Source organism: Maribacter sp., from assembly GCF_039968975.1.
Lineage (GTDB): Bacteria > Bacteroidota > Bacteroidia > Flavobacteriales > Flavobacteriaceae > Maribacter.
On the sequence record NZ_JBDVOT010000272.1, the window covers coordinates 1 to 17,802 of the forward strand.

The following is a 17,802-nucleotide window of genomic DNA, read 5'->3' on the forward strand; positions in this document are numbered from 1 at the left end:
TTCTGCTATTGCAGAAAGTATCTCATCACTGACCACACCTATAAAACGTAATTGTAATGCATTCTTGAAGTCCTCATTTTCTTCTACCAAATTTGATAATACCCTCCAAAAGTTCACAGGGTTTCTACCACTTAATAAAGATCCTATATGAGAAATAGTAAATTTAGAATCCAATATACTTTCTATTGCTATATCTCCATCAAAGCCATTAGTAATAACTTGAATCGGTTTCTTTGTAATTAACTGAAACTCTTGCTTAGTTGTATTACTGGTAACGATAATTTTATCGGCACTTTTTAAAACATCAGACTCTAATTGCTTGTGTTTCTTTTCTGCAGATAAAGTCAGTTTCAATTTCTTATGATAGCCAATGGTGGTCCACGGATCCCGGAAATCTGCAATCCAGTTTAGTGGTTGAGCCTGCTTTAAATAATACCCAATTAAATGTACACTATGTGGTGGACCTGTAGTTATAATAGTATTTATTCCTTCTTTTTCAAGAACATATTTTAAAAAACTCACCGATGGTTTCACCCAAAACTTTCTGGCATCTGGTATAAAAAGATTACCACGTACCCATAATAAAGCTTTCTCAACTAAAGACTGATTTTTAGTTTGAATAATACCAGAACTAATACGCTTAGTTTTTTTACTAGAAAATATAGAAGCTATACGGTATGGCTCTTTAATGCTATGCTTATAAATCTTTAAATCGTCTGGAATATCATGAGAGAAAGATTCATCTAAAAGCGGATAATGAGGATTCTCAGGAATGTATAAAACCGGTTCAATATCAAAATCTCTAAGATACTTTACAAATTTAAGCCAACGTTGAACTCCCGGTCCGCCAGCTGGTGGCCAATAGTAGGTAATGACCAGCACCTTTCTCATTATGCTTCCTCTTCTTTTTTAGATCTCCAAAATGAAAAACCGAATCCACCCAAGATTACCAGTCCTAATAAAATTGTACTTGCCAAGGTAATTTTACTACCTGTTTCAACTACTTCTGGTTCAAATTTAAATTCAATTTTATGTTCTCCTGAAGGAATTTTAAGTGCTCTTAATACATAATCCACTTTAAAGTAATCACTCTCCTGTCCGTCAATATAAGCGTTCCAACCATTTTTATAATACATCTCTGAAAAGACGGCAACACCTTCGTTGCTATTTTTAGATGAATAAGTCAAATGATTTGGCTCGTAGTCAATCAAAGAAATGGCCGCAGTAGAATCCACTGTATATGTCAAAGGATAAATTCCTGAAAACTTAGAAGAATTAAGAACTGCCTCATTCTTAGTATCTAAACTATCTAGAGCCATTATCTCAGCATCTGCATTGGCTACGGGTTGCAATTGAGAAATAAACCAAGCGTTACCGTTTGCATTAGGATTTTCTATAGGAAAAGAATTACCCTCTTGATCTTGTCTAATAACATATTTAATGTTCATCATATTCAAGACAGACAAGTTACCGTTGTATACATGAAAGTTGAACAAGTCTTGCATACCTGCAGGTTTAGCTGCATGATAGCCTGTTATACTTTGGTGAAAATAAGCTGTTTTAGCAGAATCAAATCCGTCTGTTTGATCAAAAACACGGAATACTCCGTCATCTTCAGCAATAATCTTATCAGCTGTAGTTTCTTGAAAAGGCTGTAACATTTTTCGTTTAGATACGAAATTGTCATTATTTACATAACGTAAATCTACCCCAACTAAATCTACAACAACCAATACCCCAATAGCAATAATCAGGAAATTCATCTTTAATTTTTCTTTTAAATACAACCATATCAATAAAGCCGTACCCAAAGCAAAAGCCAATGAACGCAATAAATCGCTCGTGTAAACACTCTTACGGTCAAGTCTAAGCATTTCTGGTAATTCTTCTAAGCCTGTCATTCTAAGACTATCATCATTGGCACCAACAAAATGAAAAGCACCTTTAAATATGAATAGAATTACACCTAATCCCAACACAATTGCAGATGCAATGGTTAGAGATTTTATTTTATCCGCTTGTGGTACTTTGTCCTTGAACAGTTTTTTAAGTGCTAAAATGGCTAAAACAGGTACACAAAGCTCTAGTACAATTTGAATAGATGATACTGCCCTAAATTTATCATATAATGGAAAGTAATCTATCATGAAATCAGTTAATGCACTGAAGTTTTTTCCCCATGACAACACTAAAGACATTATTGAACCGAACAACAACCACCATTTATGCTTTCCTTTTACTAAGAATAAACCTAGAATAAATAAGAAGAATATAACCGCACCTAAATAAGCCGGTCCAGAGGTACCTGGTTGTTCTCCCCAATACAAAGGCAATCCGCTTACAAAGTCTAATGCACTAGATCTAGGCAAGCCTTTATCTATTAAATAATTAAAAGATTTAGAATTTTCACCTAAATTCTCTTGACTAGCACCACCAAAAAGTCGTGGTACAAATAAGTTTAAAGATTCGGTAATTCCATAACTCCAATTGGTTATGTACGCCTTGCTCAGTCCTCCGGTATCCGCTTTGGGTGAACCGTCAGGGTTAATGGTCAATTCACTTTTGCCCCTTGTACTCCAATCTGCATATTCCTTAGTAGCCATTAGCCCTGTTGCATTAGCAGCAATACCAAGAGTTACCGCTAACAACAGAATACCTACAGAAACGAAATAATGCTTTACTTTTTTATCCTTTATGGCATACACCAAATACACCAAGCCTAGAATTAGCACCAACAACATGAAGTAATAGGTCATCTGATAGTGATTGGCCGTAATCTCAAGAGCCATAGCCAAGGCTGTTAAAACGAATCCCCAGAGGTATTTTTTTCTAAAGACCAGCACAATACCAGCCAATAGCACTGGCAAATATGCCATAGCATGTGCTTTAGCATTATGTCCAGCACCTAAAATTATAATGAAATAAGTAGAAAAACCAAAAGCAAGTGCTCCAACAATTGCCAGTCTGTAATCTACTTTAAGACAGCACAGAAGAATATAAAAGCCAATAAAATATAGAAAAAGGTAATCTGCAGGCCTTGGTAAAAACCGTATTAATCGATCTAATTTCTTTATATAATTATGTGGATAATTTGCTCCAAGTTGGTATGTGGGCATACCACCAAAAGCACTGTTGGTCCAATATGGTTCTTGATCATTAGATTTTCTAAAATCGTTCTGCTCTTTTGCCATACCCGTATACTGGACAATATCATGCTGATACATTACTTTGCCTTGAAGAACCGGACTAAAGTATGCCAATGCAGCAACGATAAAAAATACGACAACAAAAAAATGGATGAAAAAGAATTTTAAGCCTTGCTTCATTTGCTAAATAAGTAGTGTTTTGACAAAGATAACTAGTCTAGCTCTTCAAAATCAATGTATTCACCTACTTTTTCAGAATCGTTCTTTTTTCTAGAAGGTTTTTTATTGATAATAACACTTTCTTCTTCCTCTTGTTGAAAAGGACGTTGATTATCAAAAGCTTCTCTGAAATGAGATTCAGTTTTCTTGGCAGCGTAGTTTAATATTTTCGGCGCAAATAACTTCGCTAAAAATTTTAGCAAGTAATACACCAAAAGAATAATTAATATAGTTTTTAAAAAAGCCATTTATTCTTACTTAAGATATATCAAAAATACAATTATCACGTTGTATATAAAGAATCATACTATTAAAATAAATATAAAATCGTGTTCATGAATAGTCTTTTTGCCTACTCTAAATCATATAAATACGTATTAACCCTATTATTTCTTATACCACTGGCGGGTATTTCTCAGTACACAGATGTAATAAACTCTAACAGACCAGGTGTTTCTGTAAGTGCTTATGCCGTTGGTAAAAATGTGGTACAAGCAGAAATGGGATTGTTTTATGAGCAAAAAGACCACACGCTTTTAAACACAGAGTCTAATATTTGGGGAACCGATATTTCATTACGATATGGTTTACTATTCGAAAAATTAGAATTGAATTATGAAGGTACATTTCAAAATCAAAACCTTACCAATTTAAATTTTAATGTAGAAGCGACAAGAAGAGATTTCACGAGAAATAGATTAGGTCTAAAATTTCTTGTCTATGACCCGTTCAAAAATCCTGAAGCAAATAAGCCAAATCTATATAGCTGGAGAGCGAATAATAAATTTCAATTTAAGAATCTTTTACCTGCAGTCTCTATATACGGTGGTGCTAACTTTGTTTTTGGCGATAATCCTTTTTATATAGGGGAACCAAGCATTTCTTACCGTGGTATGATCGCCACACAAAGTCGTTTAACACCAAGGTTTGTACTAATTACAAATACGGCATATGATCGTATTAGCACAGATGACCCAGAATTAAGTTATACCATTTCATTATCACATGCCTTTAGAAATCCAAAATGGAGTGTTTTTGTGGAACACCAAGGCATAAACAGTGATCGTTATTCAGACTTATTGATTCGTGGTGGTATTGCTCACTTACTTAAAGAAAATTTTCAATTGGATATTAATATGGGTGCCAGTTTAAAAAACACTCCTACCCGTATTTTCTTTGGATTAGGTGGTTCATATAGAATGGACTTTCATAAAGACAAGCTTAAACCTATAGAAGATCAAGAAGCTGACCAAAATGGTGGAGCTATTGACAAAAAGGCAATGAAAAAGAAAAAGAAGGAACAAAAAGAAAAAGGAAGCGGTGCAGAAGACATTGACCTTGGTCCTTCTAAAAAACAACTTAAGAAATTAAAGAAAGCAGAAAAGAAGAAAAAGAAAGAAAGTAGCGAGATAGACTTTTAAATCACTACCGCACTACCTTATTTTTCATTCTCAACCACTTTAATTTGTTGATTAATATCACTAATATTGGCACTTCTAAAGAAGTTCAATGATTACATTACATGAAGCTAAAACAAAGCAAGACTTAAAACGCTTTGTAACTTTTCCGTTTTCGCTATACAAAGACAATAAGTATTGGGTACCGCCCATTATTAACGATGAGCTAGAAAGCTTTGATAAGGATAAAAACCCAGTTTTTAAAGATGCAGAAGCATGGTTCTTTCTTGCCAAGGACGGAGATAAAATTGTGGGTCGTGTAGCCGCAATTATCAATCACCTTGAAATAAACCAACAGCAAATAAAAAAGATGCGTTTTGGTTGGTTTGATTTTATTGATAGCCCAGAAGTTTCAAAAACACTTTTAGATAAAGTTGCCGAAATAGGAAAAGAGCACAATTTAGAATATATGGAAGGTCCTGTTGGATTCTCAAATCTAGATAAGGTAGGTGTTCTAGTAGAAGGTTTTGACCATATTGGTACTATGATTACCTGGTATAACCATTCTTACTATCAAAGTCATTATGAAAACTTAGGCTTTGTAAAAGAAAAGGAATACATGGAAAATAAGTTTCCGGCAAAAAATGCAGATCCAGCTTTATTTACAAGATTGAATGATTTAGTAAAAAAACGCTACGGATTAAAAGAGGTTAATTTTACCAAAACAAAAGAGGTGATGCCTATGGCAGACGAAATGTTCGATCTCTTTAATGCAACATACGCAAACCTTTCTTCATTTGTACCCATTACGGAAATACAGAAAGCATATTTCAAGAAAAAATACATCAGCTTTATTAATCCTGAATACATAAAGTTTGTAAAAGATAAAGAAGACAAACTAATAGCCTTTGCTATTGTAATGCCCGCTTTTTCCGAAGCTTTACAAAAAGCGAAAGGTAAGCTTTTCCCGTTCGGATTGTTCCATTTATTAAAGGCAAAGAAGAACAGTAAGGATGTTATTTTCTACCTAATAGGTATAGACCCAGAATATCAAAATAAAGGTGTCACAGCTGTAATATTCAACGAATACCATAAAACATTTAGCGAAAAAGGTATTGACATGTGCTATAGAACTCCTGAGCTGGAAGAAAACCTAGCTATAAAACAAATGTGGAAACATTTTGACCCTAAAGTTTATAAGCGCAGAAGAACTTATAAAAAATCGCTTTAAAAAGACTGTAATAAAAAAGCCCGAAATCATTTGATTCCGGGCTTTTTCAAATATGAATCAATAAGAGATTATTCTCCCATTGCGGCTGCAACTGCAGCAGATAATCTTTTGTAAGTACCATTCTGTAAACGCTCTCTAATAGCTGAGAATGCTGCCAATGTTTCTTCAACATCTTGCAAAGTATGTGTTGCCGTAGGTATTAAACGTAAAAGAATAAGTCCTTTAGGTATTACCGGATACACAACAATAGAACAGAAGATCCCGTGGTTTTCACGTAAATCTTTAACCAACGCCATAGCCTCAGGTATACTACCGTTAAGGTATACTGGTGTTACACAACTAGTAGTTGTACCAATATCAAAACCTTTTTCTTTTAATCCGTTTTGTAACGCATTTACATTCTCCCAAAGTTTAGCCTTAAGCTCTGGTTGCGTGCGTAACATATCTAAACGCTTCAATGCACCTTTTACATAAACCATTGGTAATGATTTAGCGAACATTTGAGAACGTAGGTTGTATTTTAAATAATCTATGATTTCTTGATCTGCAGCAACAAAAGCACCAATACTGGCCATAGACTTAGCAAAAGTTGCCAAGTAAACGTCAATACCATCTTGTACTCCTTGTTCTTGACCTGCACCAGCACCAGTTTCACCTAAAGTACCAAAACCGTGTGCATCATCAACCAATAATCTAAAGTTGAATTTTTCTTTTAAAGCAACAATTTCTTTAAGAATACCTTGCTCACCACGCATACCAAAAACACCTTCAGAGATAACCAATATACCTCCACCAGTCTGCTCGGCTAATTTTGTAGCACGCTCTAAGTTCTTCTCTAAACTTTCTGGATTATTGTGAACAAACGTAAAACGCTTACCCATATGTAAACGCACACCATCAATAATACATGCATGACAGTCTACATCATAAACTATAATATCATCTTTAGTAACAAGGGCATCAATAACTGACATAAAACCCTGGTAACCAAAATTTAATAAGTAAGCAGCTTCCTTTTGAACAAAAGCAGCACATTCTTGCTCTAATTGCTCGTGAAACTCTGTATGACCACTCATCATCCTTGCTCCCATTGGGTATGCAGAACCATATTCAGCTGCAGCCTCACCATCAACCTGCTTTATCTCCGGAAGATTTGCCAAGCCTAAATAGTCATTGATACTCCAGGTGATAACTTCTTTCCCCTGAAATTTCATTCTATTAGAAATAGGACCTTCCAACTTAGGGAACACAAAGTACCCCTCTGCTTGTGAAGCCCATTTACCTAAAGGGCCTTTATTCGCTAAAATTCTATCAAATAAGTCTTTCATTGTTTAATTTGGATCTGTCTGCAAAAGTAAATAATTTTGCTAAAAATTCATAAATTATTTACAACGCAAAAAAGCGGGCTATAAACCCACTTTTTTACAACTATATCTTGTATAAATTACTTTATGTATTGTATCTCTTGAGTCTCTTCTACTGTTTCAGTATTCAAGAAACCTTGATCTTCCATCCACTGGTCGCTATATATTTTACTCATATAACGAGAACCATGATCAGGGAAGATACAAACTACGTTACTATTTTCGTCAAATGTATTTAATTCATCTAACTGCTTAATAGCCTGCATTACCGCACCACTAGTATACCCAACAAAGATACCCTCTGTTCTAGATATCTCTCTAGCTGTGTGTGCACTTTCCGCATCTGTAACTTTGATGAATTCATCAATTGCAGCAAAATCAGTAGCACCAGGTATTAAGTTTTTACCTAAACCTTCTATTCTATAAGGATAGATTTCGTTGGTATCCAGTTTACCTGTTTCATGATACTTTTTTAATACAGAACCAAAAGCATCAACACCAACAACTTTAATATTCGGATTTTGTTCCTTTAAAAAACGAGCAGTACCAGAAATAGTACCGCCAGTACCACTACAAGCAATAAGGTGCGTTATTTGTCCGCCAGTTTGTTCCCAAATTTCAGGACCGGTAGATTTGTAATGCGCTTCCATATTCAGTTTATTAAAATACTGATTGATGTATATGGAACCTTTTGTTTCTTTATGCAATCTCTTAGCCACTTCATAGTAAGACCTAGGATCATCTGCACTTACGTGAGCCGGACAAACATATACTTTAGCTCCCATAGAGCGAAGCATATCTATTTTATCTGGAGATGATTTAGAACTAACCGCCAGTATACAATCGTACCCTTTAATGATACTTGCCATTGCAATACTAAAACCGGTATTTCCTGAAGTTGTTTCTATTACTGTGCTGCCTTCAGTAAGTATACCTGCTTTCTCTGCCTGCTCAATAATATGAATCGCAATTCTATCTTTAGAAGAGTGACCTGGATTAAAAGCTTCAACCTTGGCGTAAAAATTACCAGTAAGGTTTTTTGCTATTTTATTTAACTTAACTAGTGGTGTATTACCAACTAGTTCTAATATATTGTTGTAAGCCCTGATCTCATTTTTCATAAGGGGGATATCAATGTTAAGTTATTATATAAACGAAATTTGTTAAAATTTCTGATGCAAATTTACTGTTTTTTTTCCACTATGCGATTTTTCCTTCTAAATCTAAAAGAAATGCATATTCCTTGGCTACCTCTCTTAAAGACTCAAACCTTCCAGAAGCACCACCATGACCGGCTTCCATATTCGTATTCAACAATAACACATGATTATCTTTTTTCAACTCCCTAAGCTTTGCTACCCACTTTGCAGGTTCAAAATACTGAACTTGAGAATCATGAAGTCCTGTTGTTACCAGCATATTTGGATATTCTTGAGCAACAACATTGTCATAAGGAGAATACGATTTCATATAATCGTAATAAACTTTCTCATTAGGGTTGCCCCACTCATCATATTCACCAGTAGTCAACGGAATAGAATCATCTAACATGGTAGTTACTACATCTACAAAAGGTACCGCTGCAATTACTCCATTGTAAATATCTGGTTGCATATTAATTATCGCCCCCATTAATAGACCACCTGCAGAACCGCCCATAGCATATAAGTGCTTATTACTGGTCATTTTCTGTTCAATCAAGTATTTAGAGCAATCGATAAAATCAGTAAACGTATTTTTCTTTTTCAAGAGTTTTCCTGTCTCGTACCATTTACGACCCAGATACTCCCCTCCTCTTATATGGGTAATTGCAAATACAAATCCGCGGTCAAGCAAGCTCAACCTTACCGTAGAAAAATAAGGATCAATTGTAGACCCGTAAGAACCATAGGCATATTGTAGAATAGGTGTATTTTCATCTAAAACAGTATCTTTTCTATAAACAATTGACATTGGTATTTTCTCACCATCTCTTGCTGTAGCCCATAAGCGTTCTTCCTTGTAATTTACCTTATCGAACAAACCACCCAAAACCTCTTGTTCTTTTTTAATCTCTTTGGCTTTGGTACGCATATTAAAATCGATAACAGAACTAGGCGTTGACATTGAGTTGTACGAATACCTCAAAACCTCGGTATCAAAATCAGGATTACTACCTACGTAGGCAGTATACGTTTCACTTTTAAAAGGCAAATAATACTCTTCACTACCGTCCCAACGAACAATTCTAATTCTATTAAGTCCGTTTTCACGCTCAGAAAGCACATAGTATTCTTTAAAAATATCGATATCCTCTAAAAGCACATCTTTTCTATGGAAAATAAATTCTTGCCAATGCTCAGAAGAAGTTTTATCTTCTGATGTACGCATCAATTTAAAATTCTCTGCTTTGTCCTTGTTGGTCAATATGTAAAAACTATCTTCATAATGAAAAATAGTATATTCCAATCCACGTTCTCTAGGCGAAAAAATCTGAAATTCCTCATCAGGTGTATCCGTAGAAAGAATTTGAAATTCAGAAGTTAAAGTACTAAATGACCCAATTACCAAATATTTCTTTGATTTTGTTCTATAAATGAATGTGCTAAACGTATCATCCTTTTCATGAAAAATCAAAACATCTTCAGACGTTGGCGTACCTAATTTATGTTTGTAAATTTTATCTGAACGAAGGGTAACCGGATCTTTACGAGTATAAAACAAAGTCTCGTTGTCGTTTGCCCAAACTCCGCCACCTGTAGTGTTCTCAATTTTATCATCTAAAACAGCACCAGTTTCAAGATTTTTAATCTGTAGGGTATATTGCCTTCTAGAAACGGTATCCACACCAAAAGCAGCCATTTTATTATTTGGACTAATGGCTATACCTCCAAGACTAAAGTAATCATAGCCTTTAGCCATGTCATTGCAATTGAACATGATTTCCTCTTCAGTATCTAGATTATTTTTAAATCTAGAGTATAAAGGGTATTCACCACCAATAACATATCTTGTACTATACCAGTAATCATTCAATTTATAAGGAACAGAAGAATCGTCCTCCTTGATTCTACCTTTCATTTCTTGAAATAAATCTTCCTGAAAATCTTTAGTATGCGCTGTTATAGCATTATAATACTCATTCTCTGCTTCTAGATAAGAAATAACATCCTTATTTTCCTTATCATTTAACCAATAATAATCATCTACCCGAACATCATCATGAATAACCAATTCTTTTGGAACTTTTTGCGCCTTTGGCGGATGCTTAATACTCATACAAACTACATTATTAAATAAGAAGGCAAAAATAAGGCTAATTAACAGACCCCCGTTTTATTACTGTTAAAAACTAAAATGCCTCTATTTTTATTATTTTTACAACCTAAAATAAAAATGAAATTATGTTCGGAGATATGATGGGTATGATGGGAAAACTCAAAGAGACCCAAAAAAAAGTTGAAGAAACTAAAAAAAGATTAGATACAGTTTCGTTAGAAGAAAAGTCTAATGACGGTTTAGTTTCTGTTACCATAACAGCGAATAGAGAAATTAAGAAAATAGCAATAGATGACAGTCTTTTGCAAGATAAAGAGCAATTAGAAGATTATTTGATACTTACCTTAAACAAAGCTATAAAGAACGCTACTAACGTAAACGAAACAGAATTAGCAGCAGTTGCTAAAGACGGAATGCCCAATATTCCTGGCATGGATTCGTTATTTAAGTAAGGTTGGCAAGTTATTTGTAGATCACCTTTAAAATATTAATTATGAAGTATCTAATTTTATTATTCATGATTCCGCTATTTGCTTCAGCACAAGCAGACTTAAACAGCGTAGATGACTCTAAATGGCTTACCAATTACGATACTGCTATTTCAAAAGCTAAAAAGCAAAAGAAAAATGTATTGGTTTATTTTACGGGTAGTGACTGGTGTCCACCTTGCAAAATGCTGAAAACCGATTTGTTTGATACTAACGAGTTTCAAGAATTATCAAATAATTATATACTTCTATACATAGATGTACCTAGAAACAGAGATTTGATTTCAGAGAAACAAATGGTTCACAACAAAGAATTGTTGACCAAACTGAATAAGAAAAAAGTATTTCCAATGTTTAAAATAATAGATTCCAAAGGAAAGGAACTAGATAAATTATCTGGCTACAGTATGAACGGAGTTATAGACTCTCACCTTAGACTTTTAGAGAAGAATAAATAAAAAATATCACTATTAAATAAAAAGGGCTTACATCATGTAAGCCCTTTTTATTTTGATATACTTCTGCAAACCACTATTCTAATAAAGCATTTACAAATACCCAATTGTCATTTAAAGTTCAAATAGATAACCTCATCTCTTGCAACCTTAGCTTAGTCCTTAAAACTCCTATAGAACAACGCATACTTGCGGTTCGTCAAGACAGCGCCCAATTATATTGCTTAGAAACTAAATAAAGCCTCAGTACCTCAGCCGGTTTAGATAAATGGTCAATCTTACTCATAACTAGGACTACTCTTAATGACAAAATCTACTATCTATAGATCAGAATAGACTATAAAGTAAAATCTATGATACATAGCAGTGGAAACTTTAAAGCATAAAAAAAGGGCTTACTTTACGTAAGCCCTTTTCCACTAAATAACTGAATAATTAGTTATTAATTAATCTAAATTGAGTTCTTCTGTTTGCAGCATGCTCTCTTGCAGTACAAGAAACACCATCACTACATCTGTTTAATAATTTAGTTTCACCGTAACCGTTAGCAACTAAAAGACTAGAGTTAACACCTTTTGAGATTAAGTAATCTGCAACCGCTTTAGCTCTTCTTTCAGAAAGATCTTGGTTAGAAGCTGCACCACCTTGAGAATCTGTATGAGAAGCTAATTCAACTTTAACACCAGGGTTTTGAGCTAATACAGGTAACAATCTGTTATCGATAATACTTTTAGCTTGAGAAGTTAAAGTAGCGCTACCAGAATCCCAGTTAATAGGTAATGCTTGGTACTCAACTAATGCGCATTCTACTTCTTTCCATGTAGTTAAACCACCTTTTTCTTTTAAAACTTCTTTAGTAAGTGTAGTAGTCTTAGCAGGTACTATTTCTTCAACAGTATAAGCATCTTTATCTAACACAGTTTTGGTAATTTCTCTGTACTCAGCAGGAATAATTTTCTCAACAACAGTTGCAGGAGAAATCAGTACTGATTTAGTGTATGATCCATTTTTAGAACCTAATGGAGTACTAGTAGTAGATGCATCACTTGCAAGAACTTGAGTTGAAACTGTTTCAAATTGTGCAGGATACCCTTTGTAACACCAGTATCTACAATCATCTGGATTACCAGACTCACAATCAGGAGCAGCAACACCTAGTTCCCATTGAGCATAAGCTGGCTTTATTTCTAATGTTTGTGTGCTAGGAGAAAAAGAAGCAGGGATCACCTGTAAAGAATTTCCACCTCCTTTAGATACATACATTACAGTTTCTGTTCCCCATTTAGCAGGAACAACTGTAAGTACTTTTTCTTCTTCTCTCACTAGTACACGTTCTGTTACTGTTTTAAATGTAGCAGGAATCGTTTTTAAAATTTTGTATGAAGGATTTGTCGTGATAGTAGTTGACTCGTTAACATAAACATCTGGAGTTGTACAACGAACATAACATTTACCAGGTTCTGGATTAGATGGTAAATCTTGCGCCATTGCGAAAGAAGCTGAAAACGCAATTGCTAGAAATAATACTTTTTTCATTTTGATAGTGTTTAAAATTAATAATTGGTTATTTATAATTATTTTCCTGAAGCATCTAGTCATTGATTTAAACTTAGTGTTGAACTCTAATTTGAAACCAACTAGATTAACGCCTCAATATTTAAGACACGGTATTATTTAAAAAGTCACTAAAAAACAGAGGAAATATTATTTATCTTTATTGATATGATCAAAATTGACAAAAAAGAAGATGGGTTTTATCAGTTTATCCTAAAGTCTGCAAGTGGTAATATTCTATTGAAGAGTGTATCGTTCAATACTGAAAACGAAATAGATAGCACCATAGCAGATATAAAAGCGTTGAAAAACGCCAATGGCAAATTGTTTGAACGTAGAACAAATACTGACGGTAAATTTTTAGTTGAATTAAAAAATTCTACCGGAAAAATAATTGGCTCCAGCGGACTTTATTCCTCTGAAGCCGGTATGGAAAATGGTATTTTAAATATATCTAACAGTATAGATTTAGGTATTAAATAGATTCTAACTGCTTTAATAATTCATCATGCATGTCATCTGTATAATCTAAATGGGTTACCATTCTTAATTTACCTTGCCCCATACCTATGATTAAAATATCTTTTTCCTTTAATGTATTTACAAATTGATCACTGGTCATAAATGACTCATCAATCTCAAAAATGACAATATTGGTTTCAATTGGCTCTACCTTTTTAATGAAAGATTTTGCCGATAGGACCTTACCAATTTCTTTCGCTTTTTTATGATCTTCTGCTAATCTATCTACGTGATTGTCTAAGGCATATATAGCAGCAGCAGCTAAAAAACCAGATTGACGCATACCGCCACCAAAAATCTTACGAATGCGTAGCGCTTTATCCATATACTCTTTAGTACCGACCAACAACGACCCTACTGGACAACCTAAGCCTTTACTTAAACAAACACTAATAGTATTGAACAACTGACCATACTGCAAAGTAGTTTCATTTTTCTTTACCATGGCATTCCATAAACGGGCACCATCTAGGTGATAACCTAACTTATGCTCATCGCAGACTTTTTTTATCTTTTGTAATTCTTGAAAATTCCAACAGGTACCGCCACCTTTATTTGCGGTATTCTCAACACACACCAAAGAAGTCAACGGGCTATGATAAAAATCTGGTGGGTTTATTGCAGCTTGTACTTGTTCAGCGGTCATTGTACCTCTATCACCATCTACCAACCTACAAGAGACTCCGCTATTAAAACTTACTCCCCCGCCCTCATAGTTAAAGATATGTGCGTATTTATCACATATTAATTGTTCACCTGGTTGAGTATGCAATTTTATTGCTGTCTGATTGGTCATGGTACCACTAGGAAAAAACAAGGCAGATTCCATACCAAAAAGTTTGGCTGCTTTTTCCTCTAAAGCATTTACCGTTGGGTCTTCTTTAAAAACATCATCACCGACTGCAGCAGACATCATTGCATCTAACATCCCTTTCGTTGGTTTGGTTACCGTATCACTAATAAGATTAATAAGCATAATAAAGTTCTGAAAATTGAATTAGTGAAAACAACTCATCCCTATTGGCGAACCATCAGGAATCTTTGGTGAAGGTATCACTTTGAACAATTCTGGGTGCTCTCTAAATGATTTAATTCTTCTTACCATTTCTGCGCTTATGGCATTAGAACCTGAGTCTTTTTCCATTTGAGAACTTAATTCTTTTAATTTTTGAGATGCAATTGCATTTACTTGCGGATGCACATTTGCGTGCCCTGCTAAGTTCATGATATGAAACAATACTCTAAAATTGATTGTAGTCTGTACTTCGCTCAGATAAGCATTTTTATGTTTCTTAGTAATAGTTGATGCTATCAATTTATCTAAAACCTCATCTAACCCAATATTATCGGTATCAATAGCTTTTTGCTGTATTAGTCTAGATGCTTTCTCTGGGTGTAATAAAAACTTTAAAGTCATATCTGATGCTGTTTCTACGGCTGACAGCGCATCAAAAGAAACTCCTGTTTTCCCGTTAATCGATTCTCTAGTTCTTGGCGTACCGAACGATCTAGGCGGAAATAAGCTCAACTTACTTTTAGGTATAGCTATTTCATTTGCGTCCAAAGTCTTTAAAACACTTTTTAATGCTTCCTCTTGCATCGTTTTATCAGCGATAGCAACAACTTCTTGTCCATCACCTTTTACTGCATAGTTATATTCTAACCCACCTATAACTTTTGCCACACCTTCGGTTTGATATCTATGAAAGAAATATAGCGGAACAAAAACATCTTCTAAAACAGAATACGGTGTACCATCCTGTATATTATCAACAGAGAAATTATTTATGGCCACCTTTCTCAACTTTAGCATATCATCTAATTCTTTGCTAACATTTGTACCATTATCCCATAGGTGAGCCAACACATGGGCACTACCCTGCGGACGAGCATCTTGATCGGTTATATAACGTAGACCGTCAGCTTTTGCTTTGTCTAAAATCTTATTCAATTCATCTTTCTCATCTTCGCCTTTATCGAAACTCTGATAAGAATAGGCAACTGTTACTTTATCCCAATCCCCAATACCAACTTCATACGCTTTAGAAAATTCAACCTTACCATCAACTAAATTAAATTGCGGATGCGGATAATCCATCACCGATGCTTTGCCAGTTGTACTCGCTGCATAGTTATGTGCAAAACCTAAAGTATGTCCTATTTCATGGGCAGATAACTGACGAATACGTGCAATGGCCATTTCAAGCATTGGTTGGTAATTATCATCTCTTTCCGCAAAAGGCTTGTTCATTAATGCTTGGGCAATTAAGAAATCTTGACGTATTCTCAAACTCCCTAAACTTACATGCCCTTTCATGATTTCGCCAGTTCTTGGGTCAGTTATACTACTACCGTAGCTCCAACCTCTTGTAGAACGGTGTACCCACTGTATTACATTATAACGAACATCTAAAGGGTCTGCATCATCTGGTAACATTTTTAATTGAAAGGCATCTTTATACCCAATAGCTTCAAAAGCTTGGTTCCACCAACGCCCACCTTCTAAAAGCGCAGATCTTACGGGCTCAGGTGTTCCATTGTCCAAATAATAAATAATAGGTTCAACAGCATCGCTAACTGCTGCACTCGGATCTTTCTTCTCTAAGCGGTGCCTTCTAATAAATTGTTTTAAAATATTAGATTCAACAGGAGTTGCATAATCATAATAATTAAAAGGAGATGAACCTGACCTTGGGTCAAAAACTCGTTTTTCATATTTATCATCTGGTAGTTCTATAAAAGAATGATGCTCAGCAACGGTAACCAAGTCTGCATTTGGTGCTACACTCTTAATATAACTTCCTTTTGCCTGCCCCTTGAAAGTCATGGTAACATCAAACTCTACATTTTTTGGAAATGCTTTAGTTCTATCTAAGGCAAATGCGCTTTTAGATTTATCTAGACTATAAGAACCTTGGTTTGTTCTTTTCAAACGGTTAGATACACCATGAGCATCCTGCATTAAAAAATCGGTAATATCAATTACATATGTACCGTTTTTTTCTTCTACGATCGGAAAACCGAACAATACTGATTTTGCAAATGCCTGTTCAACAGACTTACGTTCTAATTCATTTTCAGTTATCGCCCTATATTTCATATTGGGCTGAATCAACAATAACTTATTACCAGCTTTTTTAAAAAAGACCACTTGCTCATCTCCCAACTGACCTCTATCCAAACCAATGTCATTACTACCTATACCACTACTAAGAGAATATACATATAAAAACTCTTCATTTAAATTATCTACTTCCAAATAAATTTTATCATGATCCACATCATAATAAAAATCATAAAGCCCTTCATATTTTACATAGTCTTTCTTTTGGTCGCTAAACTGTGCTGACACCATATTATAGGATAGCACAAGCAACCCTACCAAAAACACATATTTCTTTTTCATTCTCTGTTAGTTTTCTCTAAAAGTATATAAAAACTTACGAATGAAAAATAGCCATAGCAAACTATATTATAAATACCATTCTTGTTAAAAATCTTGTCGAATAATTACAGAATAAGGAAAAACTCTACCGATTATTGCAAATATGACACTTGATAATTGCTATTTATCATGTACCTTTTAACAAAACTATTTCTATGGAGAACATTGAAAATCAAATTTTTTCTTCTTATCAAAGAAATCCAGATTTATATGATGAAATATATGATAAGAATGGGAAAATAAAGGAGGTATACCAGAAACTGTTTAACCTTTATGGCGAACATTCTATTAATGATTACGTTTCCCTAAACAATAAGGCTAAGTCTTCCTTTTTTAACCAGGGAATCACATTTCAAGTATATGGCGACAATAATGTACAAGAGAAAATATTTCCGTTTGATTTATTTCCTCGAATAATTGACCCTGTAGATTGGGATATTATAGAACGTGGATCTATTCAAAGAAGTAAAGCATTAAACTTATTTCTATGGGATATTTATCACGATAAAAAAATTCTAAAAGACGAAGTAGTACCTATAGAATTAATTACCTCGTCAGCAAATTACCTAGATCAAATGAACGGTGTTAATCCTCCTGGTGGAATTTACAATCATATATCTGGCACAGATGTCATAAAACATAACGATGGTAAATATTATGTTCTTGAAGATAATATTAGATGCCCCTCTGGAGTGAGCTATGTTATATGTAACCGAACTGCAC

General features: G+C 34.4%; 15 protein-coding genes. 6 read left to right on the forward strand and 9 right to left on the reverse strand.

Features of this window, described 5'->3' with window-relative positions:
- The 3 genes from ABJI11_RS18330 to ABJI11_RS18340 form a co-directional block, all read right to left on the reverse strand.
- Positions 1-891, reverse strand: an 891-nt coding sequence (locus ABJI11_RS18330; protein ID WP_348355661.1) for a glycosyl transferase family 1, incomplete at its 3' end; no start/stop codon positions are given.
- The gene (locus ABJI11_RS18335) at positions 891-3,326 is read right to left on the reverse strand and encodes a YfhO family protein (protein ID WP_348355664.1); all 2,436 of its coding nucleotides are present in this window, start codon (positions 3,324-3,326) and stop codon (positions 891-893) included. The genes ABJI11_RS18335 and ABJI11_RS18330, both read right to left, overlap by 1 nt.
- Before the next feature lie 32 nt (positions 3,327-3,358).
- Entirely contained in the window at positions 3,359-3,613 is a 255-nt protein-coding gene (locus ABJI11_RS18340; protein ID WP_276493936.1) for a DUF4834 domain-containing protein, read from the reverse strand.
- Positions 3,614-3,700: 87 nt separating this feature from the next.
- Here ABJI11_RS18340 and ABJI11_RS18345 point away from each other — a divergent pair, with 87 nt between their 5' ends.
- Positions 3,701-4,786: a transporter gene (locus ABJI11_RS18345; RefSeq protein ID WP_348355667.1), complete on the forward strand. Its 1,086-nt coding sequence runs from the start codon at positions 3,701-3,703 to the stop codon at positions 4,784-4,786.
- A gap of 88 nt (positions 4,787-4,874) precedes the next feature.
- Positions 4,875-5,993 carry a GTP cyclohydrolase gene (locus ABJI11_RS18350; protein ID WP_348355670.1) on the forward strand — a complete coding sequence of 373 codons (1,119 nt, stop codon included), beginning with the start codon at positions 4,875-4,877 and terminating at the stop codon, positions 5,991-5,993.
- 68 nt (positions 5,994-6,061) lie between these two features.
- On the opposite strand, the gene ABJI11_RS18355 is transcribed toward ABJI11_RS18350, so the two are convergent.
- From ABJI11_RS18355 to ABJI11_RS18365, 3 genes are all read right to left on the reverse strand, one after another.
- Positions 6,062-7,321, reverse strand: a complete 1,260-nt coding sequence (locus tag ABJI11_RS18355; RefSeq protein WP_276493939.1) for an aminotransferase class I/II-fold pyridoxal phosphate-dependent enzyme — start codon at positions 7,319-7,321, stop codon at positions 6,062-6,064.
- A gap of 116 nt (positions 7,322-7,437) precedes the next feature.
- The gene (locus tag ABJI11_RS18360; protein WP_348355674.1) at positions 7,438-8,478 is read right to left on the reverse strand and encodes a cysteine synthase family protein; all 1,041 of its coding nucleotides are present in this window, start codon (positions 8,476-8,478) and stop codon (positions 7,438-7,440) included.
- A 79-nt stretch (positions 8,479-8,557) separates the two neighbouring features.
- Complete coding sequence (locus ABJI11_RS18365) at positions 8,558-10,615, reverse strand: S9 family peptidase (protein ID WP_348355677.1); 2,058 nt, start codon at positions 10,613-10,615, stop codon at positions 8,558-8,560.
- 125 nt (positions 10,616-10,740) lie between these two features.
- On the opposite strand from ABJI11_RS18365, the gene ABJI11_RS18370 reads away from it, so the two are divergent.
- Positions 10,741-11,067, forward strand: coding sequence for a YbaB/EbfC family nucleoid-associated protein (locus ABJI11_RS18370; RefSeq protein ID WP_036153701.1), 327 nt, complete (start codon positions 10,741-10,743; stop codon positions 11,065-11,067).
- Positions 11,068-11,108: 41 nt separating this feature from the next.
- Positions 11,109-11,561 carry a thioredoxin family protein gene (locus ABJI11_RS18375; protein ID WP_348355680.1) on the forward strand — a complete coding sequence of 151 codons (453 nt, stop codon included), beginning with the start codon at positions 11,109-11,111 and terminating at the stop codon, positions 11,559-11,561.
- 432 nt (positions 11,562-11,993) lie between these two features.
- On the opposite strand, the gene ABJI11_RS18380 is transcribed toward ABJI11_RS18375, so the two are convergent.
- Positions 11,994-13,094 carry an OmpA family protein gene (locus ABJI11_RS18380; protein WP_348355683.1) on the reverse strand — a complete coding sequence of 367 codons (1,101 nt, stop codon included), beginning with the start codon at positions 13,092-13,094 and terminating at the stop codon, positions 11,994-11,996.
- A 186-nt stretch (positions 13,095-13,280) separates the two neighbouring features.
- On the opposite strand from ABJI11_RS18380, the gene ABJI11_RS18385 reads away from it, so the two are divergent.
- On the forward strand, positions 13,281-13,595 hold the full coding sequence (locus ABJI11_RS18385; RefSeq protein WP_348355686.1) for a YegP family protein: 315 nt from the start codon (positions 13,281-13,283) through the stop codon (positions 13,593-13,595).
- Here ABJI11_RS18385 and ABJI11_RS18390 read toward each other — a convergent pair.
- Together ABJI11_RS18390 and ABJI11_RS18395 are read right to left on the reverse strand one after the other, a co-directional pair.
- Positions 13,588-14,610, reverse strand: a complete 1,023-nt coding sequence (locus ABJI11_RS18390) for a GntG family PLP-dependent aldolase (RefSeq protein WP_348355689.1) — start codon at positions 14,608-14,610, stop codon at positions 13,588-13,590. The two genes, ABJI11_RS18385 and ABJI11_RS18390, sit on opposite strands and share 8 nt — an antisense overlap.
- Positions 14,611-14,631: 21 nt before the next feature.
- Positions 14,632-17,040: a zinc-dependent metalloprotease gene (locus ABJI11_RS18395; RefSeq protein WP_348355692.1), complete on the reverse strand. Its 2,409-nt coding sequence runs from the start codon at positions 17,038-17,040 to the stop codon at positions 14,632-14,634.
- 194 nt (positions 17,041-17,234) lie between these two features.
- Here ABJI11_RS18395 and ABJI11_RS18400 point away from each other — a divergent pair.
- Positions 17,235-17,802 (forward strand): circularly permuted type 2 ATP-grasp protein (locus tag ABJI11_RS18400; RefSeq protein WP_348355695.1); only part of this gene is annotated, 568 nt, incomplete at its 3' end.

Bases quoted from the DNA above. Each gene is read 5' to 3' on its own strand.
- ABJI11_RS18340 (WP_276493936.1), bottom strand. From the start codon at position 3,613: ATGGCTTTTTTAAAAACTATATTAATTATTCTTTTGGTGTATTACTTG.
- ABJI11_RS18350 (WP_348355670.1), top strand. From the start codon at position 4,875: ATGATTACATTACATGAAGCTAAAACAAAGCAAGACTTAAAACGCTTT.
- ABJI11_RS18375 (WP_348355680.1), top strand. From the start codon at position 11,109: ATGAAGTATCTAATTTTATTATTCATGATTCCGCTATTTGCTTCAGCA.
- ABJI11_RS18395 (WP_348355692.1), bottom strand. From the start codon at position 17,040: ATGAAAAAGAAATATGTGTTTTTGGTAGGGTTGCTTGTGCTATCCTAT.
- ABJI11_RS18365 (WP_348355677.1), bottom strand. From the start codon at position 10,615: ATGAGTATTAAGCATCCGCCAAAGGCGCAAAAAGTTCCAAAAGAATTG.
- ABJI11_RS18355 (WP_276493939.1), bottom strand. From the start codon at position 7,321: ATGAAAGACTTATTTGATAGAATTTTAGCGAATAAAGGCCCTTTAGGT.
- ABJI11_RS18360 (WP_348355674.1), bottom strand. From the start codon at position 8,478: ATGAAAAATGAGATCAGGGCTTACAACAATATATTAGAACTAGTTGGT.
- ABJI11_RS18335 (WP_348355664.1), bottom strand. From the start codon at position 3,326: ATGAAGCAAGGCTTAAAATTCTTTTTCATCCATTTTTTTGTTGTCGTA.
- ABJI11_RS18345 (WP_348355667.1), top strand. From the start codon at position 3,701: ATGAATAGTCTTTTTGCCTACTCTAAATCATATAAATACGTATTAACC.
- ABJI11_RS18380 (WP_348355683.1), bottom strand. From the start codon at position 13,094: ATGAAAAAAGTATTATTTCTAGCAATTGCGTTTTCAGCTTCTTTCGCA.
- ABJI11_RS18385 (WP_348355686.1), top strand. From the start codon at position 13,281: ATGATCAAAATTGACAAAAAAGAAGATGGGTTTTATCAGTTTATCCTA.
- ABJI11_RS18390 (WP_348355689.1), bottom strand. From the start codon at position 14,610: ATGCTTATTAATCTTATTAGTGATACGGTAACCAAACCAACGAAAGGG.
- ABJI11_RS18370 (WP_036153701.1), top strand. From the start codon at position 10,741: ATGTTCGGAGATATGATGGGTATGATGGGAAAACTCAAAGAGACCCAA.